Source organism: Streptomyces sp. NRRL S-920, assembly GCF_000717945.1.
Classification (GTDB): Bacteria; Actinomycetota; Actinomycetes; order Streptomycetales; family Streptomycetaceae; genus Streptomyces; species Streptomyces alboniger.
Window position 1 is genome coordinate 1 of the sequence record NZ_JODF01000021.1, and the last position, 24,779, is coordinate 24,779.

Annotated in this window: 21 protein-coding genes; 9 read left to right on the forward strand and 12 right to left on the reverse strand. The window is 67.0% G+C overall.

The annotated features are described in order from the left end of the window. Positions 1 to 254 precede the first annotated feature (254 nt). The 3 genes from IG54_RS0117310 to thyX all read right to left on the reverse strand — a co-directional run bounded on the left by IG54_RS0117310 (position 255) and on the right by thyX (position 3,919). Positions 255 to 1,940 carry a ribonuclease J gene (locus IG54_RS0117310; RefSeq protein ID WP_030784327.1) on the reverse strand — a complete coding sequence of 562 codons (1,686 nt, stop codon included), beginning with the start codon at positions 1,938 to 1,940 and terminating at the stop codon, positions 255 to 257. 148 nt (positions 1,941 to 2,088) lie between these two features. Beyond that, entirely contained in the window at positions 2,089 to 2,988 is a 900-nt protein-coding gene (gene dapA, locus IG54_RS0117315; RefSeq protein WP_030784330.1) for a 4-hydroxy-tetrahydrodipicolinate synthase, read from the reverse strand. Positions 2,989 to 3,178: 190 nt separating this feature from the next. Further along, a complete protein-coding gene (gene thyX, locus IG54_RS0117320) occupies positions 3,179 to 3,919 on the reverse strand; it encodes an FAD-dependent thymidylate synthase (protein WP_030784333.1) in 741 nt (246 codons plus the stop codon). Positions 3,920 to 4,109: 190 nt separating this feature from the next. Here thyX and IG54_RS0117325 point away from each other — a divergent pair, with 190 nt between their 5' ends. Beyond that, positions 4,110 to 4,349, forward strand: coding sequence for a hypothetical protein (locus IG54_RS0117325; protein ID WP_030784336.1), 240 nt, complete (start codon positions 4,110 to 4,112; stop codon positions 4,347 to 4,349). Between the two features lie 96 nt (positions 4,350 to 4,445). Then, positions 4,446 to 5,024 (forward strand): PH domain-containing protein, encoded by a 579-nt coding sequence (locus IG54_RS0117330; RefSeq protein WP_030784339.1) that lies wholly within the window; start codon positions 4,446 to 4,448, stop codon positions 5,022 to 5,024. A gap of 11 nt (positions 5,025 to 5,035) precedes the next feature. Here IG54_RS0117330 and IG54_RS0117335 read toward each other — a convergent pair whose 3' ends face one another. The 6 genes from IG54_RS0117335 to eccD all read right to left on the reverse strand — a co-directional run bounded on the left by IG54_RS0117335 (position 5,036) and on the right by eccD (position 12,358). Continuing rightward, entirely contained in the window at positions 5,036 to 5,488 is a 453-nt protein-coding gene (locus IG54_RS0117335; protein WP_030784343.1) for a hypothetical protein, read from the reverse strand. Between the two features lie 17 nt (positions 5,489 to 5,505). Continuing rightward, on the reverse strand, positions 5,506 to 6,258 hold the full coding sequence (gene dapB, locus IG54_RS0117340) for a 4-hydroxy-tetrahydrodipicolinate reductase (RefSeq protein WP_030784346.1): 753 nt from the start codon (positions 6,256 to 6,258) through the stop codon (positions 5,506 to 5,508). A 54-nt stretch (positions 6,259 to 6,312) separates the two neighbouring features. After that, on the reverse strand, positions 6,313 to 7,692 hold the full coding sequence (locus tag IG54_RS0117345) for a M16 family metallopeptidase (protein ID WP_030784349.1): 1,380 nt from the start codon (positions 7,690 to 7,692) through the stop codon (positions 6,313 to 6,315). Continuing rightward, entirely contained in the window at positions 7,689 to 9,917 is a 2,229-nt protein-coding gene (locus IG54_RS0117350; RefSeq protein ID WP_030784353.1) for a polyribonucleotide nucleotidyltransferase, read from the reverse strand. Before IG54_RS0117350 ends, IG54_RS0117345 begins: the two co-directional genes overlap by 4 nt. Positions 9,918 to 10,376: 459 nt before the next feature. Next, on the reverse strand, positions 10,377 to 10,664 hold the full coding sequence (gene rpsO, locus IG54_RS0117355; protein ID WP_030784357.1) for a 30S ribosomal protein S15: 288 nt from the start codon (positions 10,662 to 10,664) through the stop codon (positions 10,377 to 10,379). A 224-nt stretch (positions 10,665 to 10,888) separates the two neighbouring features. Then, a complete protein-coding gene (eccD, locus tag IG54_RS0117360) occupies positions 10,889 to 12,358 on the reverse strand; it encodes a type VII secretion integral membrane protein EccD (RefSeq protein WP_030784368.1) in 1,470 nt (489 codons plus the stop codon). Positions 12,359 to 12,521: 163 nt separating this feature from the next. Here eccD and IG54_RS0117365 point away from each other — a divergent pair, with 163 nt between their 5' ends. Both IG54_RS0117365 and IG54_RS0117370 read left to right on the forward strand, forming a co-directional pair. After that, entirely contained in the window at positions 12,522 to 16,478 is a 3,957-nt protein-coding gene (locus IG54_RS0117365) for a type VII secretion protein EccC (RefSeq protein ID WP_030784371.1), read from the forward strand. Positions 16,479 to 16,516: 38 nt separating this feature from the next. Next, complete coding sequence (locus IG54_RS0117370; protein ID WP_078594193.1) at positions 16,517 to 17,041, forward strand: hypothetical protein; 525 nt, start codon at positions 16,517 to 16,519, stop codon at positions 17,039 to 17,041. Between the two features lie 86 nt (positions 17,042 to 17,127). Here IG54_RS0117370 and IG54_RS42030 read toward each other — a convergent pair whose 3' ends face one another. Beyond that, positions 17,128 to 17,265 carry a hypothetical protein gene (locus IG54_RS42030; protein ID WP_158708881.1) on the reverse strand — a complete coding sequence of 46 codons (138 nt, stop codon included), beginning with the start codon at positions 17,263 to 17,265 and terminating at the stop codon, positions 17,128 to 17,130. A 1,431-nt stretch (positions 17,266 to 18,696) separates the two neighbouring features. On the opposite strand from IG54_RS42030, the gene mycP reads away from it, so the two are divergent. From mycP to IG54_RS0117400, 5 genes are all read left to right on the forward strand, one after another. Next, a complete protein-coding gene (gene mycP, locus IG54_RS0117380; RefSeq protein WP_051819584.1) occupies positions 18,697 to 19,971 on the forward strand; it encodes a type VII secretion-associated serine protease mycosin in 1,275 nt (424 codons plus the stop codon). A gap of 16 nt (positions 19,972 to 19,987) precedes the next feature. Beyond that, positions 19,988 to 20,218: a hypothetical protein gene (locus IG54_RS42035; protein WP_158708882.1), complete on the forward strand. Its 231-nt coding sequence runs from the start codon at positions 19,988 to 19,990 to the stop codon at positions 20,216 to 20,218. Between the two features lie 210 nt (positions 20,219 to 20,428). Continuing rightward, complete coding sequence (locus IG54_RS0117390) at positions 20,429 to 22,705, forward strand: DUF6571 family protein (RefSeq protein ID WP_030784383.1); 2,277 nt, start codon at positions 20,429 to 20,431, stop codon at positions 22,703 to 22,705. A gap of 324 nt (positions 22,706 to 23,029) precedes the next feature. Then, positions 23,030 to 23,365, forward strand: a complete 336-nt coding sequence (locus IG54_RS42040) for a hypothetical protein (RefSeq protein ID WP_158708883.1) — start codon at positions 23,030 to 23,032, stop codon at positions 23,363 to 23,365. Positions 23,366 to 23,528: 163 nt separating this feature from the next. Next, positions 23,529 to 23,843: a DUF397 domain-containing protein gene (locus IG54_RS0117400; RefSeq protein WP_030784389.1), complete on the forward strand. Its 315-nt coding sequence runs from the start codon at positions 23,529 to 23,531 to the stop codon at positions 23,841 to 23,843. A 146-nt stretch (positions 23,844 to 23,989) separates the two neighbouring features. On the opposite strand, the gene IG54_RS0117405 is transcribed toward IG54_RS0117400, so the two are convergent. Together IG54_RS0117405 and IG54_RS0117410 are read right to left on the reverse strand one after the other, a co-directional pair. Beyond that, positions 23,990 to 24,298 (reverse strand): WXG100 family type VII secretion target, encoded by a 309-nt coding sequence (locus IG54_RS0117405; protein WP_030784392.1) that lies wholly within the window; start codon positions 24,296 to 24,298, stop codon positions 23,990 to 23,992. Positions 24,299 to 24,329: 31 nt separating this feature from the next. Beyond that, positions 24,330 to 24,668 (reverse strand): WXG100 family type VII secretion target, encoded by a 339-nt coding sequence (locus tag IG54_RS0117410; RefSeq protein WP_030784395.1) that lies wholly within the window; start codon positions 24,666 to 24,668, stop codon positions 24,330 to 24,332. Positions 24,669 to 24,779: the final 111 nt, after the last annotated feature.

Consider the following 24,779-nt stretch of genomic DNA (forward strand, 5'->3'; position numbering starts at 1 on the left):
TCAGACTCTTTCGTGTCCGATTTCCTCGGTGCCTTTCCGGTTCCCGCTCCAGCCTTTCGGCTTTCGCGTTTCCCTTTCCGGCGGCTCCGACTTTATCAGAAGTTCTGAGTCGGATTTCCCGCCCCGTTCGGGTCGGCCCCCTCACACGTGAGTGCGCGGTGCTTCCCGGTTGGGCGGAGCCGTAAACCTAACGGAGCGGGGCGCCCCGATGCAAATCGAGGCGCCCCGCTCCGGAGAACACGTGGTCAGGAGGGTCAGACCTCGACGACCACGGGCAGGATCATCGGGCGTCGGCGGTAGTTGTCCGACACCCACTTGCCCAGCGTGCGGCGGATGAGCTGCTGGAGCTGGTGGGGCTCGACGACCCCGTCCTGGGCCGACTTCTCCAGGACTTCCTGGATCTTCGGCATGACGGTGGTGAAGACCCCGTCGTCGATGCCGGAGCCGCGGGCCTGGATGTGCGGGCCGCCGGTGATCTTGCCGGTGCTGGAGTCCACCACGACGAAGACGGAGATGATGCCCTCGTCCCCGAGGATCTTGCGGTCCTTCAGCGCGGGCTCGCCGACGTCGCCGACGGAGAGGCCGTCGACGTACACGTATCCGGCCTGGACCTTGCCGACGATCTTCGCCTTGCCCTCGACGAGGTCGACGACGACGCCGTCCTCGGCGATCACGATGCGGTCGTGCGGGACGCCGGTGAGGGCTCCCAGCTCGGCGTTGGCGCGCAGATGGCGCCATTCGCCGTGGACCGGCATCAGGTTCTTGGGCTTGCAGATGTTGTAGAAGTACAGCAGCTCGCCGGCCGAGGCGTGGCCGGAGACGTGCACCTTCGCGTTGCCCTTGTGGACGACGTTGGCTCCCCAGCGGGTCAGGCCGTTGATCACGCGGTAGACCGCGTTCTCGTTGCCGGGGATCAGCGACGACGCCAGGATCACCGTGTCGCCCTGGACGATGCGGATCTGGTGGTCGCGGTTGGCCATGCGGGAGAGCGCGGCCATGGGCTCGCCCTGCGAACCCGTGCAGACCAGGACGACCTCGCTGTCCGGCAGGTCGTCGAGCGTCTTGACGTCGACGACGAGGCCCGGCGGGACCCGGAGGTAGCCGAGGTCACGGGCGATGCCCATGTTGCGGACCATCGAGCGGCCCACGAAGGCGACCCTGCGGCCGTACTCGTGCGCGGCGTCCAGGATCTGCTGGATGCGGTGCACATGGCTGGCGAAGCTGGCCACGATGATGCGCTTCTGGGCGCCCGCGAAGACACCGCGGATCACGTTCGAGATGTCGCGCTCGGGCGGTACGAAGCCCGGGACCTCGGCGTTCGTGGAGTCGGAGAGGAGAAGGTCGATGCCCTCTTCGCTCAGCCGTGCGAACGCGTGCAGGTCGGTCAGGCGGCCGTCCATCGGCAGCTGGTCCATCTTGAAGTCGCCGGTGGCGACGACCATGCCCGCGGGGGTGCGGATGGCGACGGCCAGGGCGTCCGGGATGGAGTGGTTGACCGCGATGAATTCGCAGTCGAACGGGCCCAGGTGCTCGCGGTCGCCCTCGACGACCTCGAGCGTGTACGGACGGATGCGGTGCTCCTGGAGCTTCGCCTCGATCAGCGCGAGGGTCAGCTTGGAGCCGATCAGCGGGATGTCCGGCTTCTCGCGCAGGAGGTAGGGGACGCCGCCGATGTGGTCCTCGTGACCATGCGTGAGGACGATGCCCTCGATGTCGTCGAGGCGGTCCCTGATGGACGTGAAGTCCGGCAGGATCAGGTCGATTCCGGGCTGCTCCTCCTCGGGGAAGAGCACTCCGCAGTCGACGATCAGGAGACGACCGTTGTACTCGAAGACGGTCATGTTGCGGCCGATCTCACCGAGGCCGCCCAGCGGGGTGACCCGCAGGCCGCCCTTCGGGAGCTTCGGCGGGGCGCCGAGTTCAGGATGCGGATGACTCAAAAGACTCTCCTCACCACGCGCGCCACGTACCTCCGGGGCACGTGGCGCGTATGACGTTCGTGCATTAGCAGTTGTTGTGTGGGGTGCGGGCGGCTCATGGTGCTCGGGTCGCCCGCGTGTTTCACGTATTCAGTTGTGAAGTCTGGGATTACAGCTGTACCCCGCCGGCGGCGAGATCGACCTTGAGCTGTGCCGTCTCCTCGGGCGTCAGCTCCACCATCGGGAGGCGGAGCGGGCCCCCGGGGCGGCCCTGGAGGGCGAGCGCCGCCTTGGTCGTCATCACGCCCTGGGTGCGGAACATGCCGGTGAAGACCGGGAGCAGCTTCTGGTGGATCTCCGTGGCCTTCTGGACGTCGCCGGTGAGGTACGCCTCGAGCATCGCGCGCAGCTCGGGGGCGACCACATGCCCGACGACGGAGACGAAACCGCACGCGCCGACCGACAGGAGCGGGAGGTTCAGCATGTCGTCGCCGGAGTACCAGGCCAGGTCCGAGCGGGCGATGGCCCAGCTGGCGCGGCCCAGGTCACCCTTGGCGTCCTTGTTGGCGACGATCCTGGGGTGCTCGGCGAGGCGGACGATCGTCTCGGTGTTGATCGGTACGCCGCTGCGGCCCGGGATGTCGTAGAGCATGACCGGCAGCTCGGTGCTGTCGGCGATCGCGGTGAAGTGCCGGAACAGTCCCTCTTGCGGGGGCTTGTTGTAGTACGGCGTGACGGTCAGCAGGCCGTGCGCGCCTGCCTGCTCGGCGGCGCGGGCCAGCTCGATGCTGTGCCGGGTGTCGTTCGTGCCGACGCCGGCGACGACGTGGGCGCGGTCTCCGACCGCGTCCACTACGGCTCGTACGAGATCGTTTTTCTCCGCGTCATCGACAGTCGGGGACTCACCGGTGGTGCCGTTGATGATCAGGCCGTCATTGCCTGCGTCCACCAGGTGGGCGGCGAGCTGCTGCGCGCCGTCGAGGTCGAGTGCGCCGTCCGCCCTGAAGGGCGTGACCATGGCGGTGAGGACCCTCCCGAAGGGGGTCTGCGGAGTGGAGGTCGGAGCCATGGGTAACACGCTACTCGCTGCTCAGCGCGGGGTCCCCCCTCGGGGGATGTGAGCGGACCTGACAAGTGAGGAGCCCGGCACTGCCTGCTCGGGGGTTCAAGCAGTGCCGGGTCCGTTTGATCAGGCTAGATGAACTTCACGAAGTGCCGCAATACGGACACTTCGCTCCACCCGTCCGTACATCAGTGCCTTACGGCGCCACGCGTCCGTTCTTGTTGAAGGCCGCGTGGGTGAGCGGCATCAGTTCCGCCCAGTACTGCTCCATCTTCTCGCCGACCATCTCGATCTCCCGCTGCGGGAAGGACGGGACCTTGGCCAGCTCGTGCTGCGTGCGGAGGCCAAGGAAGTGCATCAGGGAACGGGCGTTGCACGTCGCGTACATCGAGGAGTAGAGCCCGACGGGGAGCACCGCGCGGGCCACCTCGCGGGCGACGCCGGCGGCGAGCATCTCCTGGTAGGCCTCGTACGCCTGGCGGTAGGAGTCCTCCATGACGCGGCCCGTCAGCTCCTGCTGGGCCTGGGTGCCCTCCACGAAGACGTACTTGCCCGGGCGGCCCTCCTGGACCAGCTTGCGGGACTCGTCGGGGACGTAGAAGACGGGCTCCAGCTCCCTGTACCTCCCCGATTCCTCGTTGTACGACCAGCCGACGCGGTGGCGCATGAACTCGCGGAAGACGAAGATGGGGGCGCTGATGAAGAACGTCATCGAGTTGTGCTCGAAGGGGCTGCCGTGGCGGTCCCGCATCAGGTAGTTGATCAGCCCCTTGGAGCGCTCCGGATCCTTCTGGAGTTCGTCCAGCGACTGCTCGCCCGCCGTGGAGACACGGGCGGCCCACAGGACGTCGGAGTCGGTGGCGGCGTGCTTCACCAGCTCGACGGTGACCTCGCTGCGGAAGCTGGGCTTGAGGTCTTCGGTGGGGGTCTCGCTCACAGGCGGGGGTCCTTCCATGTGCATCACTCGGGCGGCGCCCACTCTATGGCCAGGCACTGACAATCGGCCGTTCGGTGACCCGCCACGACATTCTTCAACTAATTTGCCGAAACAGGGCACCTTTTGGGCGATTCGAGCGTCTGTCTAGACGAGAGAGAAAGTTCGAGACCCGTGAGGAGAAGCGCGCCCCATGTTCCGTCGGCGAGAGCCCGTCCCGTTCGCCTTCATCGCCGAAGCCGACAAGTTCCGCAGTAACGTCACTCCCCCTCCCCGTGAGCGCGCGACGGCCAGTCAGATCATGGGCCGCACGCTCATCGGCCTGACCGTGGTGGCCGGTCTCGTGGGCTCCCTGCTCTTCGGGATGCCCGCCATGTCGGCCGATCAGTCACCCGCGCATACGCAGCAGTCCGAGGCCTCGGACGGGCGCTGACGGTACCCCCATGGCCCCCCAAAGCTGGTAGCAGGGGACACGGCTCGATAACCTCACCGGGCACAGCCCGTGCGTGGATCGAGTGAGGATCAGCCCGTGCCCCTGCCTTTCCTGACCGCGGACCGCGCTTTCGACGACGCGGCGGACGACGCCGCGCTGCCCTTCGAGGACCGCGATCAGTGGCGCCGCCCCTATCGCCCCGGCCCCTGGCGGGTGGGCACGGCCGCGCTTTCGCTGCTGCTCGCCTCGTACGTCCTCTTCGCCGCCGTGATCATCGCGTTCGCGGACTCCCTCATGGGTGCCGCCCTCTGCGCGGGACTCGCCGGGCTCATCATCGTCGGCTCCCTGCGGCTGCTGCGCGTGGGCACCTGGGTGAGCGCGCGCGGGGTGCGCAGGGTCGGCTTCCTGCGGACGCGGACCGTGCCCTGGGCGCAGATCGCGACCGTGCGGACCGCGCAGCAGCCCGTGCGGTGGCTGGGCCTGCCCCGCACCGTGCAGGGGCAGGCCCTCATCCTCGTACGCCGTGATCAGGCGGCCGGCGGGCAGCAGCTGCTGATGACCGACCGCAACGCCGACTTCCTGGCCCGGCACGAGGCTTTCAACCGGGCCGCCGACGCCATCGAGGTGTGGGCCGACGAGTACCGGGCCAGGGCCGAGTACCAGCCCACCGCCTAGGGCCTGTCCGGTCAGGCGTCCACCGGCTTGCCCGCGTGGAGGGCGATCGCTCGCTGCATGGCCTTTCGCGCGCGCGGGGTGTCCCGTGCGTCGTGGTAGGCGACGGCCAGGCGGAACCAGCAGCGCCAGTCGTCCGGCGCGTCCTCGGTCTCGGCCTTGCGGCGGGCGAAGACCTCGTCGGCCGAGTCGCGGTCGATGCGGCCGCCGGGGGTGCGCTTCAACTCGTCGACCGGGAGGCCGCCTTCGGCCTCCAGTTCGGCGGCGAGTCGGTTGGCGCGCTGGACGAACTGGGTGTTCTTCCACAGGAACCAGATGCCGATGAACGGCAGGATCAGCACCGCGACACCGAAGGTGACGGTGAGCGCGGTGCCGTGCTGTATCAGGAGCACGCCGCGGCTGCCGACCAGGACGAAGTAGACGACCAGGACGGCAGCCGTGACGGCGTAGGTGATCTTCGCTCGCATGAGGTTCGCTTCCCGGATCAGCCGAGGTCCAGGAAGTGCTCCAGGCCGAACGTCAGGCCCGGAGTGCTCACCACGCGGCGGGCGCCGAGCAGGATGCCCGGCATGAAGCTGCTGTGGTGCAGCGAGTCGTGCCGGACGGCCAGGGTCTCCCCCTCGCCGCCCAGCAGGACCTCCTGGTGGGCGAGGAGGCCGCGCAGGCGCACGGAGTGCACCGGCACGCCGTCCACGTCCGCGCCGCGGGCGCCGTCCAGGGCGGTCGTCGTGGCGTCGGGCTGCGGGGCGCTGCCCGCTTCCCTGCGGGCCTCGGCGATGAGCTGGGCGGTGCGCGTGGCGGTGCCGCTGGGGGCGTCCGCCTTGTTCGGGTGGTGCAGCTCGACGACCTCGACGGACTCGAAGTAGGGCGCCGCGAGCTGCGCGAACCTCATCGTCAGGACCGCGCCGATGGAGAAGTTCGGGGCGATGAGCACACCCGTCTTCGGGGACGCCTCCAGCGACGTACGCAGCCGCGCGAGGCGCTCGTCGGTCCAGCCCGTCGTGCCCACCACGGCGTGGATGCCGTGGCCCACGCAGTAGTCGAGGTTGGCCATCACCGAGTCGGGGTGGGTCAGTTCGACCGCGACCTGGGCGCCGGACTCCGCGAGGGTCTCCAGCTTGTCGCCCCGGCCCAGCGCCGCGACCAGTTCCATGTCGTCGGCGGCCTCGACGGCCTTCACGGCCTCGGAGCCGATACGGCCCTTGGCGCCGATGACCGCCACGCGCAGCTTGCTCATGTCCTTCATTCCTTAAGTCGATCCCTTACGGGAGTACGAGACCGCTTCGCGGGACTACGCGACCGCTTCCTGGAGGCGGGCCGCCTGCTTGTCCTTGAGGGGGCCGATGGCCGCCAGGGACGGCCGGTGGCCGAGGACGTCGCGGGCCACCTCGCGCACCTCGTCGGGGGTGACCGCCGAGATCTTGGCCAGCATCTCGTCGACCGACATGTGCGCGCCCCAGCACAGCTCGCTCTTGCCGATGCGGTTCATCAGCGCGCCCGTGTCCTCGAGGCCGAGGACGGTGGAGCCCGCGAGCTGGCCGATGGCGCGGCCGATCTCGTCGTCCGACAGACCGTGCTCGGCGACCTGGTCCAGCTCGTCGCGGCAGATCTTCAGGACGTCGTGCACCTGGCTCGGGCGGCAGCCCGCGTACACCCCGAAGAGGCCGGTGTCGGCGAAGCCCGAGGTGTACGAGTACACGCTGTAGGCCAGGCCGCGCTTCTCGCGCACCTCCTGGAAGAGGCGCGATGACATGCCGCCGCCGAGCGCGGTGTTCAGCACGCCGAGCGCCCAGCGGCGGTCGTCGGTGCGGGCCAGGCCCGGCATGCCGAGGATGACGTGGGCCTGCTCGGTCTTGCGGTTGATGACCTCGACGCGGCCCGAGGTGCGCAGCGTGCGCGAACCCTGGCGCGGGAGCATCGGGACCGCGTCGGTGCGCCCGAGGGCGCCGGCCTTCTCGAAGGCGGCGCGGACCTGCCGTACGACCTTGTTGTGGTCCACGTTGCCCGCGGCGGCGACCACCAGGTGCGTGGGGTCGTAGTGCTTCTTGTAGAAGCGGCGGATGCGGTCGGCGTTGAGGGCGTTGATCGTCTCCTCGGTGCCGAGGACCGGGCGGCCCAGGGGGGTGTCGCCGAGCATCGTGTGCGCGAACAGATCGTGCACGCAGTCGCCCGGGTCGTCCTCGGTCATCGCGATCTCTTCGAGGATGACGCCGCGCTCGGCGTCGACGTCCTCCTGGAGGATCAGGGAGCCCGTCAGCATGTCGCAGACGACGTCGATGGCGAGCGGCAGGTCCGTGTCGAGCACGCGCGCGTAGTAGCACGTGTACTCCTTCGCCGTGAAGGCGTTCATCTCGCCGCCGACCGCGTCGATCGCGGAGGAGATGTCCAGGGCGCTGCGCTTCTTGGTGCCCTTGAAGAGGAGGTGCTCCAGGTAGTGCGTGGCGCCGTTCAGCGACGGGGTCTCGTCGCGTGAGCCGACGTTCGCCCAGATGCCGAAGGTCGCCGAGCGTACGGAGGGCAGGGTCTCCGTGACGACGCGCAGGCCGCCCGGGAGCGTCGTCCTGCGGACGGTACCGATGCCGTGCTCGCCCTTGATGAGGGTTTGGGTACGGGCGACGGCCCGCCCCTCCGAAGAGGGGCGGGCCGTCGTCGTGGTGCTACGCGACGTCACTTGTCGGTGTCGTCCTTCTGGTCGGCGGCCTGCTCGTCGCCCTCTTCGCCGTCGATGACGGGGATGAGGGAGAGCTTGCCGCGGGAGTCGATCTCGGCGATCTCGACCTGGACCTTCTGGCCGACGCCGACGACGTCCTCGACGTTCTCCACGCGCTTGCCGCCGGCGAGCTTGCGGATCTGCGAGATGTGCAGCAGACCGTCCTTGCCCGGCATGAGCGAGACGAACGCGCCGAAGGTCGTCGTCTTCACGACGGTGCCCAGGTAGCGCTCGCCGACCTCCGGCATGGTCGGGTTGGCGATGCCGTTGATCGTGGCGCGGGCGGCCTCGGCGGCCGGGCCGTCGGCGGCACCGATGTAGATCGTGCCGTCGTCCTCGATCGTGATGTCGGCGCCGGTGTCCTCCTGGATCTGGTTGATCATCTTGCCCTTGGGGCCGATGACCTCACCGATCTTGTCCACGGGGATCTTGACCGTGATGATCCGCGGGGCGTTCGGGGACATCTCGTCCGGGACGTCGATGGCCTCGTTCATGACGTCCAGGATGTGCAGACGCGCGTCACGGGCCTGCTTCAGCGCGGCGGCCAGGACCGAGGCGGGGATGCCGTCGAGCTTGGTGTCGAGCTGGAGCGCGGTCACGAACTGCTTCGTGCCGGCGACCTTGAAGTCCATGTCGCCGAAGGCGTCCTCCGCACCGAGGATGTCGGTGAGGGTGACGTAGTGCGTCTCGCCGTCGATCTCCTGGGAGATCAGACCCATGGCGATACCGGCGACGGCGGCCTTCAGCGGCACACCGGCGTTCAGCAGCGACATCGTCGAGGCGCAGACGGAGCCCATGGACGTCGAGCCGTTGGAACCGAGGGCCTCGGACACCTGACGGATCGCGTAGGGGAACTCCTCGCGCGTCGGCAGGACCGGCACGATCGCGCGCTCGGCGAGCGCGCCGTGGCCGATCTCGCGGCGCTTCGGGGAGCCGACGCGGCCGGTCTCGCCGGTGGAGTACGGCGGGAAGTTGTAGTTGTGCATGTAGCGCTTGCGCGTCACCGGGGACAGCGTGTCGAGCTGCTGCTCCATCCGGAGCATGTTCAGCGTGGTGACACCCAGGATCTGGGTCTCGCCGCGCTCGAACAGCGCCGAGCCGTGCACGCGCGGGATGGCCTCGACCTCGGCGGCGAGCGTACGGATGTCGGTCACACCGCGACCGTCGATCCGCTTCTTCTCCTTGATGACGCGCTCACGGACCAGGCTCTTGGTCAGCGAGCGGTACGCGGCGGAGATCTCCTTCTCGCGGCCCTCGAACTTCGGGAGCAGCTTCTCGCCGGCCAGCGCCTTGACGCGGTCCAGCTCGGCCTCGCGCTCCTGCTTGCCGGCGATGGTGAGCGCCTGGGCCAGCTCGGCCTTGACCGCGGCGGTCAGGGCCTCCAGGACGTCGTCCTCGTAGTCGAGGAAGATCGGGAACTCGCCGGTGGGCTTGGCGGCCTTGGCGGCGAGGTCCGACTGGGCCTTGCACAGGAGCTTGATGAAGGGCTTCGAGGCCTCGAGACCGGCGGCCACGACCTCCTCGGTCGGCGCCTCGGCGCCGCCCTTGACCAGCTCGATGGTCTTCTCGGTGGCCTCGGCCTCGACCATCATGATCGCGACGTCGCCGTCCTCCAGGACGCGACCGGCGACGACCATGTCGAAGACGGCGTCCTCCAGCTCGGTGTGCGTCGGGAAGGCGACCCACTGGCCCTTGATGAGCGCCACGCGCGTGGCGCCGATCGGACCCGAGAAGGGCAGGCCGGCCAGCTGCGTGGAGCAGGAGGCGGCGTTGATCGCGACCACGTCGTACAGGTGGTCGGGGTTGAGCGCCATGATCGTCTCGACGACCTGGATCTCGTTACGCAGGCCCTTCTTGAAGGAAGGACGCAGCGGGCGGTCGATCAGGCGGCACGTGAGGATCGCGTCCTCGGACGGGCGGCCCTCGCGGCGGAAGAAGGAGCCGGGGATCTTGCCGGCCGAGTACATGCGCTCCTCGACGTCCACCGTGAGGGGGAAGAAGTCGAGCTGGTCCTTGGGCTTCTTGGACGCGGTGGTGGCCGAGAGGACCATCGTGTCGTCGTCCAGGTAGGCCACGGCGGAGCCGGCGGCCTGACGGGCCAGACGGCCCGTCTCGAAGCGGATGGTGCGGGTACCGAACGTGCCGTTGTCGATGACGGCCTCGGCGTAGTGGGTCTCGTTCTCCACTGTTCTCCTACGTGTCTACGTTTCGTCTTCTCGCCCCTGGGCCCGTGTGGCCCAAAGGCGGCGTCCCATGCGTCCTTCGTGGACATGTGCCCTACGGGGACGTGTGCCCTCGTGGACCGGGACTGTGTGGAGAAGCGCGCCGTGTGTGCGGGCCGGTCTTCGATCGAAGCACCCGGGGAATCTCCCGGGGGCCACTACCGAGGACCGGCGGCGGCGAGGTGCGCCTCTCCCTCGTGGGTGGTGCCGTACGGACGTACTACGCGTGCATGACGTGCGCACTGGCTGCGTACTACGTGCGTACTACGTGCGTACCTATGAGGTTGTTGCTGGTACTCGCGTACCCAGTGAGTCGTGCTGGGTATCACCAGACTACAAAGCGTCGGTGACACCGCGCACGTACAGCAAAGGGAGCGGCCCCCTTCGAGTGCTTCGAGTGGGAACCGCTCCCTTCACGGCGTCTTACTTGGCGCCCGCAGCGCCGCGACGGATACCCAGGCGCTCAACCAGGGCGCGGAAGCGCTGGATGTCCTTCTTGGCCAGGTACTGGAGCAGGCGACGACGCTGGCCGACCAGGATCAGCAGACCACGACGGGAGTGGTGGTCGTGCTTGTGGGTCTTGAGGTGCTCGGTCAGGTCAGAGATGCGGCGCGAGAGCATGGCGACCTGGACCTCGGGGGAGCCGGTGTCGCCCTCCTTCTGGCCGAACTCGGTGATGATCTGCTTCTTCGTAGCAGTGTCGAGCGACACGCGTACTCCTCGTGATGTCTTCGAGTGCCTCCGAGTGCCCCTGGTCTACATCTCAGGGGAGCTTCCGTGACTCGGGAGGCGGGGATGGGCCGTCGGGCGCGGGTCCGAATCCTTGACGGACTCGGGTCCGGGTCCCTGGGGATCCGGGGTACGCATACAGACGGTCGTTACACAGGGTACCAGTCGGCTTGTGGGGGGTTTGCCCGCGGGTGACGCCGCCCTGTTCAGCTGGTCAGGGAGCGGGCCGCGTCGTAGACGTCCAGGACGGCCAGGCACAGCGGGACCAGGGAGAGCAGTATCGCCGATTCCGTGAGGTCGAGGAGGCGGCCCCAGAAGGGGGAGAGCCCCTTCGTGGGAATGATCAACGCTATGGCCGTCAGCAGAGCGCATCCCAGCGCGATGGCGGCGGTGAGCCAAACCGCGCGCAGCTCCAGGGGGCCGTGGTTCTCGTGGAGGAGCAGCTCCCGCAGGGCGTCGCCGGGCGGGTTCAGCGCCAGGCCGATGAGCAGCGCGGCGATGGCGGCGATGCCCGCCCCCAGTGCGCACGCTACCTGCGAGGTGTAGCGGAAGAGCCGGGCGCGGAGCAGGGTCGCCAGACCCGCGGCGAGCGCCAGGAGCTGCCCCCAGACGTTTCCCGAGAAGCCGAGGACGACGGCCGACCCGACGACGACGGAGGCCGAGCCGGCGACGAGGCCGAGCAGCAGCTCGTGGCCGCGCCGGGCCTGGGCCGCGATCCGGGCTGCGTCGAGAGGGCCGAGGTCGACGGCCGGGTTCGGATCGGCGTCGAAGTCCTCCTGCACGGAGCTCCGCGGCGCGGCATAGCCGATGGGCAGCCTGGCGAACCGGGAGGACAGGCCCGGCAGGAACGCGACGAGGGCAATGGTCACCGGGGCAGCGACCGCGGCGGCCTCAGCCGGCGTGGCTTGGGTGAGGATCGCGACGAAGGCCGCGAGGGCGCCTGCCGCCGCCAGGAATGTGGCCGCCACGAAGGGGGCGTCGCTGCCCGGAGAGACCACGACGAGCAGGACGGACGCCACGAGCACGGTGACGCAGCCGAGGAGGAATTGCAGCCGGCCGGGCCCGTGCCCCGCGTCCGGGGCGATGATCCCCGATCCGGCGACGAGGAGGAGCGGCAGGGCGGCGAGACCCAGGACCGCACCGGCGGCCCGGTCCTCGTAGACACGCACGCGTACGCCGGCGAAGGCGAGGAGGAGCAGGCCCATACCGCCCGCGAGGATGCCCGGCAGGCCGTTCATGTCGTGGCGCACGGGATCGGCGAACCAGAGCACGAAGGCCATCAGGAGGAGGAGCAGGAAGCTTCCGGTGAGCCCGGCACCCCGCAGCAATGCGTCTCTCCACAACCTGCGGTCCTGGACCACGGCGGAGGCGACCGCGTCCGCGACATCGTCGAACACGGCAGGCGGGAGCGACATGGCGAAGGGCAGCAGGCTGAGCACCTCGCCGTCGAGGACCCGCTGGGCGGCGAGTGTCCGGGCGCCGTCCAGGACGGTGCCGTCCTGGCGTACGAGGTTGTAGCCGGCCGGTGCGCCGACCGGCTGGGTCTGGCGGGTCAGCCGGAGCACCTGGGGGTAGATGTCCGCCACCGCGATGTCCTCGGGCAGAGCGACGTCGATGCGGCTGTCGGGCGCGACGACAGTGACCCGACAGAAACCGGTCGCTGCGGGCGAACTCACCTTGACTGACCCCCTGATTCGCGGTTGCGCACGATGTGTGCGTCACCCTACCGCTACGCCCTGTCAGCACCTGCACGTAGGATCACCTCCGTGCGGAGCGAGACCGCTACGACCAGGGCAGAGGTACGGAACTGCCTGTCCATATAGGGGGATTGATGTGCCGGTGAGCCAGCTCGTCATCAAGCGCCCGCCACGCGCACTGCCACCCGAAGTGCCCACGGATGAGCTGCAATTGGCGGCTCCTCCTGAACTGCCGCGCGGGCAGCAGGAGGGCGTACTGATGCAGGTGCTTCCGACGCTCGGCATGGGCTCGTCGGTGGTCTTCTTCTTCGCGTCGCCCAATGCCCACCCGTTCATGCGGATCATGGGTGTTGTGATGCTGGTGTCGACGGTCGCAATGGTCGTGGCCCAGATCGTCAGGTACCGCCGGGGTACGCAGGGGCAAATGGCGGATGTACGCCGTGATTACCTCAAGTACCTCGCCCAGACGCGGCGTACGGTGCGCAGGACGGCTCTCAAGCAGCGTGATACCCAGTTCTATCTGCACCCCTCTCCCGAGCAGCTGTGGGCGTTGGTGGCCGAGGGCAGTCGGTTGTGGGAACGGCGCGTCGGGGACCGGGACTTCGGGCAGGCGCGGGTGGGCCTGGGGCCGCAGCGACTGTCCACTCCCCTGGTCGCGCCCGAGACGGCACCGGTCGACGAGCTGGAGCCGCTGGCCGCGGGAGCCATGCAGCAGTTCCTCGCCGTGCACAGCTCCCTGGACGGACTGCCGGTCGCGGTCTCCCTGCGCGCCTTCTATCACTTGACGGTCTCCGGGGAGCCGGGGTCCGCGCAGGGCACGGCACGCGCGATGATCGCCCAACTGGCCGCTCTGCACGGGCCCGACGACCTGGTGATCGCGGTGGTCGCGGCGCCCGGTGCCGTCGGGCGGTGGGACTGGACGAAGTGGCTGCCCCACTGCCAGTTGCCGGGGCAGGTCGACGGTGCCGGCACGAGGCGGCTCTTCGGCGACGACCTCGGTGAGCTGGAACAGCTCCTGGCCGACCGTCTCGACGGCAGGCCGCGGTTCAGCCGTGACGGACAGCCTGTGCTCGACCAGCCTCACCTCGTGGTGGTTCTCGACGGCGGCATGGTGCCGCCGACGTCCGCCTTCGCCGCGCCGGAGGGTGTGCAGGGCGTGACGATCATCGAGGTGGTCGCGGGGGAACTGGATGAGCCTCGCGGAGGCCTCTCCGTAGTGGCGCGGCCCGGCAGACTGCTCCTGGAGTCGACCGGCGGCGTTGCCTATGAAGGCGTACCGGACACGCTGTCGCTGCCTGCCGCGGAGGCGCTGGCACGCCAGTTGGCACCGCTGCGCATGGGCGGAGGTGACGACGACGAGCCGCTGCTCGCCAACCTGGATTTCACCGATCTGCTGAACCTGGGCGATGCGGGGTCGGTGGATGTCACCCGCACGTGGCGCCCCCGTTCGACGGCGGAGCGGCTGCGCGTCCCCATCGGGGTGGGGGAGGACGGCCAGCCGGTCATGCTTGACCTCAAGGAGGCCGCTCAGGAGGGCATGGGCCCGCACGGCCTGTGCGTGGGTGCCACGGGTTCCGGCAAGTCGGAGCTTTTGCGCACGCTGGTCCTGGGGCTGGCCGTGACGCACTCCTCCGAGACGCTGAACTTCGTCCTCGCCGACTTCAAGGGCGGCGCGACGTTCGCCGGCATGTCCGACATGCCGCACGTCGCGGCGGTGATCACGAACCTCTCCGACGACCTCACGCTCGTGGACCGCATGGGCGACGCGATCCGCGGCGAGTTGCAGCGCCGCCAGGAATTGCTGCGGTCGGCGGGCAACTACGGCAACATGCACGACTACGAGAAGGCGCGCGCCGCGGGTGCGCCGCTGGCCCCCTTGGCGTCGCTCGTCCTGGTGATCGACGAGTTCAGCGAACTGCTCACCGCTAAGCCGGACTTCATCGACATGTTCATCCAGATCGGCCGCATCGGCCGATCCCTCGGGGTGCATCTGCTGCTCGCCTCGCAGCGACTCGAGGAAGGCAAGCTGCGCGGGCTCGACACGTACTTGTCGTACCGCATCGGGCTGCGCACGTTCTCGGCTTCGGAGTCTCGCACGGCGCTGGGCGTGCCGGACGCGTACCACCTCCCGTCCGTCCCGGGGTCCGGCTACTTGAAGTTCGGTACGGATGAAATGACGCGCTTCAAGGCAGCGTACGTATCCGGGGTGTACCGCGCGGGTGGCCCGGCCCCTACCGTGAATCAGCTGCCCGTCGAGCACCGTCCCGCCCTCTTCACGGCGGCCCCCGTGGCGGCTACGTACGCGACACCTGACCCGGGACGATTGCAGGCTTCCCTCCAGGGGGACGACGCGCTGGCCGACACGGTGCTGGATGTCATCGTCCGCCGCCTCGAGGGGCAGGGCGTTCCGGCGCACCAGGTGTGGCTGCCGCCGCTGGACGAGGCTCCCTCGCTGGACCAGCTCCTGCCGCCTCTCGTGGTGTCCCCCGAGCGCGGCCTGCATGCCGGCGACTACACACGTCCGGGGGGCCTGGTCGTACCGCTGGGACTCATCGACAAGCCGTTCGAGCAGAAGCGTGAGGTGCTGTACAGCGACTTCTCGGGCGCGGCCGGAAACATGGTGGTGGTCGGTGGTCCGCAGTCGGGAAAGTCGACGCTGCTGCGCACGCTGATCACGTCGTTCGCCCTCACGCACACCGCCCACGAAGTGCAGTTCTACTGCTTGGACTTCGGCGGCGGCGGCCTCGCCTCGGTGGCTGATCTGCCGCATGTGGGTGGGGTGGCGTCCCGCCTCGACCCGGAACGGGTACGCCGTGCGGTGGCAGAGGTCGCCGGTGTCCTGAACCGCCGCGAGGCCTTCTTCCGCGCCAACGGCATCGACTCGATCACCACCTATCGGCGACAGCGCGCCGCGGGGCGGCTCCCCGGCGAGGCCTGGGGTGACGTCTTCCTCGTCATCGACGGGTGGGGAAGCTTCAAGAACGACTACGACATGCTCGAGGGCGTGGTCAACGACATCGCGGGACGCGGTCTCGGTTACGGCGTTCACGTCGTCGTGTCCGCTTCGCGCTACATGGAGGTACGGGCGGCGCTCAAGGACCAGATGCTCGGTCGCTTGGAGCTGCGTCTCGGCGATGTCATGGACTCGGAGTTCGACCGCAAGGTCGCGATGAACGTGCCCGCGGGGGTGCCGGGCCGCGGCCAGGTCCCGCAGAAACTGCACTTCATGACGGCGCAGCCGCGGATCGACTCGTCGCCCGATCCTTCGAACCTCTCCGACGGCACCGCCCAGCTGGTCGAGACGGTGAAGAGCAACTGGCAGGGGCCCGCTGCCCCGACGGTGCGCCTCCTGCCCCGCAATCTGCCGGCCGACCGGCTCCCCAAGGGATTCGAGTTCCCGCAGCAGGGCGTCGCGATCGGCATCGACGAGACGAATCTGGAACCGGTCTTCATCGATTTCGAGACAGATCCCTTCTTCCTGGTCTTCGGTGAAAGCGAATCGGGCAAGACGAATCTGCTCCGACTGATCGCGAAACAGATCGCTGAGAGATACACGCCCGCGCAGGCGCGCATCGTGGTCGGCGACTACCGGCGCACCATGCTGGAGGCGGTCTCGGAGGAACACCTGCTGGAGTACGCCCCGATGGCGTCGGCAATGTCCGTTCACATGAACGCCATCGCCACGTTCATGGAGAAGCGGGCCCCGAAGCCCGACATCACGCCCCAGCAGCTGCGCGACCGAAGCTGGTGGAACGGCCCTGAGTTGTTCGTCATCATCGATGACTACGAACTGGTGGCCACCAATTCCGCGAACCCGCTGGACGTGCTGGTGGATCACCTCCCCTTCGCACGCGACGTGGGAGTCAAGTTCATCATCGCCCGCAGCTCCGCGGGCGCCTCGCGCTCCATGTACGAGTCCTTCATGCAACGGGTCCGGGAACTCGGGGCGCAGGGCGTCCTGTTGTCGGGCGATCCGAGTGAAGGCGACATCCTCGGAAATGTCCGCGCCCGCCCCATGCCGCCGGGGCGGGGCACGTTCGTGTCGCGAAAGCGTGGAACCGCTCTGATTCAAGTGGGACGGCTCCCGGTCCACTACTAGAGTGCGTGCCGGATACATGACTCAACGGGGAGGCAGACATGGGGAGTTCGGGCGGGGGAAGTGGCGGGGCGCCGGATACGGACAAGTCGTTCGACAACCTTTACGGCGTAAACCCCCAAATGGCGCTGGACGTCCAGGCAAGCGCGATGAAGGGCTTCAAGAAGCGCGTCGACGACTTACTCATCGAGTTCGAGGGTTCGGAGGCGGCGCCGGGCAGGGTGGGCGCCGACCGGCTGTCGCGAGCGCAGCTGGGTTCGGCGGACTTCAAAGAGGCTCAGTACCTCTACGACTCGTACTCGACCGTGCACGACGAGCTGGAGAAGCTCTCGAAGGCGCTGGGCGCTCAGATCGAGGGCCTGGGGCTTGCCGTCCATGCGTCGCGAGTGGGCTACGACAACATCGAGGACGACATCCGGGCACGGATGAAGGCGATCAACGCGGAGGCCGAGAAGTACTACGACCCTGAGCGCGACCCCTACGCACGGGGGCCTGGTGGCTCCGGTGGGGCGGGGGGCTCCGGTGGGGCCGGCCCGGAGACCACGGACAAGGACACAGGCCTCTGATGACCAGACGGAGGCCGAACGCGGGGGCAGGGACGGGGACACAAGGACATGGCTGAGGGATCCAAGGGCGGAACGCCGAAGCTCGCTCACACGGACTTCGAGTCCATGACGCATGAGCAGCTGCTCGCGCTTCTGGAGTCCGCGAGTTCGGAGGGCGCCTCGCAGCTCGCGGGGAAGTTGTCCAAGGCCGCGTCGACGATCACGAAGATCGGCGACGACCTCATGACGTACACGAAGGGCCTGCACTGGCAGGGGGAGGGCGGCGACGCCTTCCGCACTTGGGGTACCCAGGCGGCGAGTGCCACGCTGCACCTCGGGGAGTACAGCGAGGTCGCGTCCCGTTGGATGGGCGTGGTCGCCCAGGCGATCGCCGAGGCCAAGGCTTCGATGCCGCCGGCTTCGGACACGGCGCAGGCCAAGGCCGATCTGCGCAGCGCCAACAAGAACATGGACGCTGCCCAGAAGGCGCACAACGATCCCGACGCCCGCAAGGTCGCCCGCGACTCCCAGGCGGAGGCGACCGCGGCGCGGGGGCGCATCGAGGCGGCGCACGCGGAAGCGGTGCAGCGGATGCGGAAGCTGGCGCAGACGTACCAGCAGTCGGCGCAGCAGGTGAATGGGGTGACACCGCCTACGTTTTCGCCGCCGGCGAGCCATGCGGAGGATCCGACGAACTGGGAGACGAACGAGAACTACGAAGCGGTGCCCGGTCCGGGCGGGTCTCAGGCAGGTGGTACCGAGCCTCCGGGATCTCGCGTCGCGGCCTCGGGCCCTTCGGGAGGCGGCGGCGTCACTCCTGTCGGCCAGCACCCAGTTCCCAGCGGTTCGCGGGAGGGCGCTGTTCCTAACGGTTCGCGGGAGGGCGCTCCGGTGTCAGCGCCGCCCACCGCCCCGGAGCCGCCCTCGCCCGAGCCCGCGGCCATGGGGATCGACCGAGTGACGCCTCCCCAGCCGTCGCAAGTTCCAGATGGTCCCCCGGCACCCAGCCCTCCGGGCCGCCCTGAGGGGATGACACCTCCCGCTCTCGGCACCGCGCCTCCCCCCTTCCACCCAAGCCCCAACCACCCGGGGCCCAACGCACCCGCGCCGAACCGTCCGGCCCCGGGAGTACGGCCCCCGGCTCTGCCCAGCAACCCGGGCCCCCACAACGGTCTCGGCAATCGTCTGCCGCGGGAACCGGGCGTTATCGGCGGTCGGCCGGTTCCACCGAACTCAGGGCGTTCGATGCCCGGTATCCCCCACGGCAACGTAATTGGTGGAGAGCACATGCAAGGTCGCCCTCCTATGGGCTCGGGGGGCGTGCCGGGAACAGGTGGGGCGGGCCCCGTCCGCCCGGGCGTTGTCGGCGGTCGGCGACTCACGGGAGAGGCCGGCGGAGCCATCGGCCGGCAGCTTCCCCAACCCGGCAGCGCGAGCGGACGTCCTTTCACCCCGGGCGGTACGGGGCTGGTACGCGGCTCCGCCTCTGGCGAGCCGTCGGGCTCGACCACGACGGGACGCCCCGCTCCCATGCCGTCCGGCACCCGTGGTAGTTCTTCGCGCGACGAGAACCGGAGCGACAGGCCGAACCATCTCTCCGAGGAGGAAGAAACTTGGCAGCTTGACCCGCGCCGTGTCGTCCCACCAGTCGTCGACTGACCTGACAAGGAACGCAGATGCCCATCAGCGGTAAGAGCATCGCCCTCTGCAAGGTCGCTACGGCGGCGGCCCTGGGATTCCTCATGACGAGCGTCGCGGCGGCTCCCTCGCATGCCGACGACACCGTTCGCTCCCGCCAGTGGCACCTTGACGCAATGCACGCCGATGAGATGTGGAAGACCAGCACCGGTCGCGGGGTGACGGTCGCAGTCATCGACTCAGGAGTCGACAGAACGATCGCCGACCTGCGTGGTCAAGTTCTGGACGGTAAGGATTTCTCGGGCCTCCCGGGTGACGAGCACACCGACCGGGCCAACCACGGCACGGGCATGGCGGCCCTCATCGCAGGGACAGGCGCGCGGGGTGAGGCAGCGGGATCCTACGGCTTGGCGCCAGAGGCAAAGATCTTGCCCATCAGGATGTCCTACGGGACCGAGAGACCGAGTCGAGGGGATCAACTGTCGGGATACTCAAGGGACATGGCGAAGGCGATCCGCTACGCGGCAAATTCACCAGCTCAGATCCTGAATATCTCTATGGGAGCAGCCGACCACCGCGGATTCAAGAACGTGAACACTCCCGAACTCACCGCCGCGGTCAAGTACGCGCTCACCAAGGGAAAGTTGATCTTCGCTGCGGTAGGGAACGACGCCACGAAGGGCAACCCACCGAAGTATCCGGCGTCGACCCCCGGCGTGATCGGAGTCGGCGCCATCGACCGCAAGATCGAACGGACCCAGGAATCGCAGTGGGGGCCGCAAGTCGACATGGTCGCCCCCGGGGACGACATCTGGAACGCGTGCACCGGCGGCACCAAGCTGTGCAGCGGACATGGAACGAGTACCAGCACCGCACTCGCCTCCGCCTCCGCCGCCCTCATCTGGTCCAAATACCCCGACTGGACGAACAACCAGGTCCTGCGGGTCATGATCAGCACGATGCAGGGCAACGTTGATGGCTGGAGCCGGGACGACTCGGTCGGCTACGGCGCGGTACGCCCTCGCATTGCCCTCAAGAGCCCGGGCGATCCCGGCCCTGCCGACGAGTACCCCCTGCCGGACCTTGCGGCAGCTGCCCCGTCCCCTGCCCCCGCAGCATCTCAGCTCCGCGGCTCCACGGGGAGCAAGAAGAGGGACGATGAGTCGGCTGCGGCAATGCCGACCAAGGACGACGGCACCACTCTCTGGGTCGCCCTGGGCCTCGGAACTGCCGTACTCCTAGGAACCGCAATCACTGTTTCTCGCCGGGCTCGGAGCAGACGCACCAGCCCCGCTGACCGTCGCCATCCCTAACCCTCACGAGAGAGCCATGTCGTTCGAAGAAGAGTGGGCTAACGCCCGAGCCGCAGCTACGACCGAGACGAGCATGCGGCTCAACGCCGTGGATGACGGAAGCGGCAACCGAGGACTAGGCCGAGGACTCAAGGTCACTTCCAGCGTTCTCAACGATCGGGCCGAGAAGGCGGAGATCGTCCGCGAGGACTTCCTCAAGGCAGACAACGCGGCCTTGACCGAACATCTCAAGTTGGCCCCAGCCTGAAGGGCTTCAAATCCGGCCCCGCCTTTGCGAGTTTCATCGACCGCTGGAAAAGCAAAGTGGAGTATGTCGAGAAACTCGTTCAGAACGATGTCGCTGGGGCACTTCGCAGCAGCGCCCAGACCTTCACAGAACGCGAAAGGAAAGAAAGGGATCGACACAGGAGTGAGAACCAGGGACAGGATCTGAAGTAAGAGCGAAGGAACGGGCCGCATGCTGGATTACGAGACGCTACTTCATGCGAATTTCACCGAGCTTTCCCAAGCAGTTGCCAAGTGGAGCAAGTTGCCTGCGAAGTTCAGAAAAATCAGCACACAGTACAGCAACACAGTAGAGAAGGGCCTACAGGGGTCAGACTGGGATGGCGAAGCTGCTGCGGCTGCGGTGGACAAGCTCAAGTATGTCGAGCGGCAGATCGATTTCGCTGCCGATGAAGCAGAGGACGTATACAAACTATTCGACGATGCGTATGAGGCATTCCATCATGCGCAAACCAAGCTGCGCACCATCAAGGGCGATATCGATAAGGATGAGTACCTTGCGATTCGATCCAACGGCGAGGTCTACCTGGACCCACCGAAGGACGTCCCGGCGGCCCAGCTAGGAATGCTCAACAAAAGTTACCGCGAAACCATCGAAGCGTACCGCAGTAACATCCAAACCCACATCACCGCCGCCCAGGAAGCCGACGAGGCACTGGCATGGGTGCTCAACCAGGACCACAATGGACGCAAGAAGGGTTTCGACTCGAACACTTACCACAGCATCGCCGACGCCAAAAAGGGGCGGGAAAAGGTCTTGCGTGACCTTAAGGACCTGGAACCGCTCACCGGCAAGAATAGTGAACTGGCGCTCGCCGGAGCAAACGATTCCTTGGATCCTGCCACCCTGAAGAGGATCAATACGATCTTCTCTCGCCACGAGGGCGACCCTTACTTTGCCGAGAAATTCGCAACGGGCACAGGCGCCAAAGGGACGCTGGAAATCTGGACGCGGATCACCGACAGAAAGCAATTCGGCGACGACCAGACGAAACTCTCTGCTCAAATCCAAAAGTCCCTCGGCTACACCTTGGCCACCGCTTCACAGTCGGATAGCGATGCCATGGAGCGCTGGAAGAAGGACATGATTACCCTCGGCCAAAAACCTGTTACATACCTCGACATGAGCACCTCATCGACCCACGAGGGGCCCCGAGGATTTCAGGTGATGAGCAGTTTGATGCGCCATGGCGAATACGATAAGGGCTTCCTCGATAAATACGGCGACAAGCTGATCTCGTTTGAGAGAGACAGCAAGGAGAAGCCGACAGATCTGTGGAACCATGATGTGTTTCTGAATTTCGGCTCTGGAAGCGATCAGGGACTCGACCCCATGGCCGGCTACATGGAAGCGCTCGGACATAATCCGGAAGCCGCTAAGGAGAGGTTCTACTCCGACGCCTGGGAAGGTAAGGACAAGCTCGACTCAGACCTCAAATATATGCTGATCGGCCGCGACTGGCCTGACGGGAACCCACTCGCACGAGACAAACGAGGCTTTGGATACGACGAACTCGGTCATGCGCTGGAGGCAGCCACGCTGGGGGCTCCGTACGACCGCCCGGACCTGGGCCTCCACCGTGACGAAACCACGGCCAACATCATGTCCCAGGTCGTTCACACTGTCGCGCAAGATCAGAACTTCCTCGACGACAAAACTGGCCTCGGCAACAGTCTCGCCAAGATGGGGGCTGGGTATATGGACGATCTCAACTGGGCCGTCTCGAACTTCACGCAGGGCGATGACGGGCAGAGTCTGCGTGACAAAGCGTTCCATCATGATGACTCGGGTAAGCACATCGGCTTGAAGCATGAGACAGCTTCTGCCTTCCTCGCAAATGTTGGTCAGCATGCCGGCAATTACGAGATCCTCTCCGCCGCTCAGCGCGAATACACCGTGGGCGCCCTAAAATCTCATGCTGCGCCGGGCGACGTGCTGGGGACTGCGATGGAGACAGGCGCAAAGACACATGGAATCCTGGACCAGGCCCGCGTGAGTGAGATCAACAGGGTCTACGGCGAGGCCACCGATGCCGCTAACCGAAAGCTTGCCGAGGCCGCGGAGTGGAAAAAGTTCGGAGTTAGTCAAGGCATCGGTTTGGCGGCGGGCCTCGCCGTCCTGCCCTTCGGCGGGCCCACCGCCTCCGCAGCAGTAGCCTTCGCGGTGCCAAGTCTCGTCGAAGGCATCGGAGGCGCAATCGAGACGAACCATAGTATCGCCATCGACCGAGAGATGGCCAAGCAAGAAGCCGACTTCGACCACAAGGAAGTGATGACCAAGAGCGAGTTCGTGAATGCAGGGAGGTCACGCTCGGGTGACCCTCTGGAAGCATATATCGCTGCTCACCCCGAGGTTGAGGGTACCGACTGGCATACGGAGATGCGGAGAAACATTGAAATGAAGTACAACGCCGGCGACAACGAGACAGATCAAACCGATGCGGATTAGCTGATGAAAGCAGATCTATTCCCCAGGTCCGTTACTGCGCTCCTGCTCTTCTGTCTCTTGACGAGCGCAACCGCCTGTAGCGACAGCGATGGGAAGGAGGCCGCGGAAACACCGCACGGGACAAAGCTGATCCCTCTGAAGCGGGCCTGCGGCGGAAAAGTCTTCGATCAACAGGCTTATAAAGAAATCACGTCGAGCCGCAGAGGCGGCACCCTGCGGGACGGCGTACAGGCAGAGGGCGTCAAGTACTCGGCAACTCAAGAGGCTTCCCGGCTCCTCGGGGCTGAAGTCGACTCCTCGAGCCCCGCGAGGATGACGTGTTTCGTGGATGACGCCAAGGGCGGAAATGCCGAGCTGGAGATTCAGTTCGGGTGGTGGCCCGAAGATTTCCCAGACAAAAAATCTGAGCCGGGCACCAGCGCAGTATTCAGAAGTGACGATTCGTACGAGTTGCTCGTCGATTGCAGCATCGGCGCCCCTCCCTCCGGGCAGGCTGAGCCAGTGACCCTGCGCGGCACTATCGTTGACCGAGTCGGCCTGACCAGCCACACAGCGGCCAAAATCCTCATCGCCTCCGCCAAGGAAGTCACGGCGGGCATGAAATGCGGCAAGGCCATCACATTCCCTGACCCTCCCGAGAGCCACGAGGGGTTGAAATAGGGTTCGCACCCACAAGCCGTGACGCATCGTGAAGTGGGGCCTTGGACTGTAGAGCGAAGTGAGGCCTTCCGACCGAGATAGTCGCACTCCCCTCCGCGCGTCGGCCCAGCCAAGTAGGCTGAGCCACCAGTTGGTTCGTATGTCGGGAAGGGGCCGGTTCGCCATGGGCGAGGGGCAGGACGAGGACGTCAAGGCGCGCAAGGAGCGGGAGAAGGACGAGCTCTACGCCCTTGATATCTCGGGGGTGGAGTGGCACAGCGCGCCCGGTACGGAAGAGGCCGAGGAGCGGGTCGAGATCGCTTATCTGCCGGCGGGGGCCGTCGCGATGCGGTCGTCGTTGGACCCGGAGACTGTGCTGCGCTACACCGAGGCGGAGTGGCAGGCCTTCGTGCTCGGGGCGCGGGACGGGGAGTTCGACCTGGAGCCGACTCCGCGGAACGGCGGGGTGCCGGCGGACGGGGCGGGCGCTGCCGGTTGAGTCCGGTTCAGCTTCTGGGTGAGCCCTGTCCCCGTATGGGTGAGACGGGGAACGAGGAGGAACCGGGACTCGTATCGGCGTCCCGGCTCCTCCTCGTTCACCTTCGTCGGGCGCGTCGTGAGCCCTGACCGCCCTCGTCCAGCCCGTCAGCTCAGCATGCGGAAACGCCAGGCGTTGCCCTTGTCCGTGTCGCGGTAGCCGATGACCGACTCGTCCAGGAGCTGGGCGATGCGGTGGAGCTTGCGTACGAGGCCGTCCATTTCGGCGCTGCTCTGGCGCTGAATTTCGCTGTACGCGGTCTTGGCTTCGCCCTCCCAGGTCTCAGCCACGCGCGCGACCTCGCGCATGAGGGTCTCGAGTCCCTCGTCCATGTGCTTGGCGTTGTTGCGCACGTCGGTGGCCGCCGTGGTGACGGTGTCGTAGTTGACCGCTGTGCGGTCGAAGTTCTCTGCCATCTCGGTATCCCTGACTTCCGGTCGCAGCGTCTCAGGCGTGGTCGACGATCTTGCTGGGCACCTCGTACGAGTTGTCCACCTTGCGGATCTGAGCGATGCGCTCCTGCTCGTGGGCGTCGAAGCCCTTCACGCTCATTCGCATGACGTCTTCCAGGTCGACGAGGTTGTCCTGAAGCTTCTTCAGGTGCTGGTTCACACCTCGCTGGAGCGTGTCGAACTCCTTGCTCGCGGCGCCCTGCCAGCCGGCCTGGATCAGGTCCACAACCGAGTTCAACGACGTGATGCGCTTGCTCACGTCGGTGTGGAAGTTGCGGATCCGGTCCGCCAGTTTCGTCAGATCCTGTGATTCGCTGCTGTAATCAGCGGCCATAACTCTTGCCCTCCTCATGTGCAGACAGCGGCGGTATCCGCTGCTCTCTTCGACTCTGTGCCAGGGCCTCCCCGGCTCCGGCGGGCAAGGTGTCGCGTCGGGTCTCGCGTG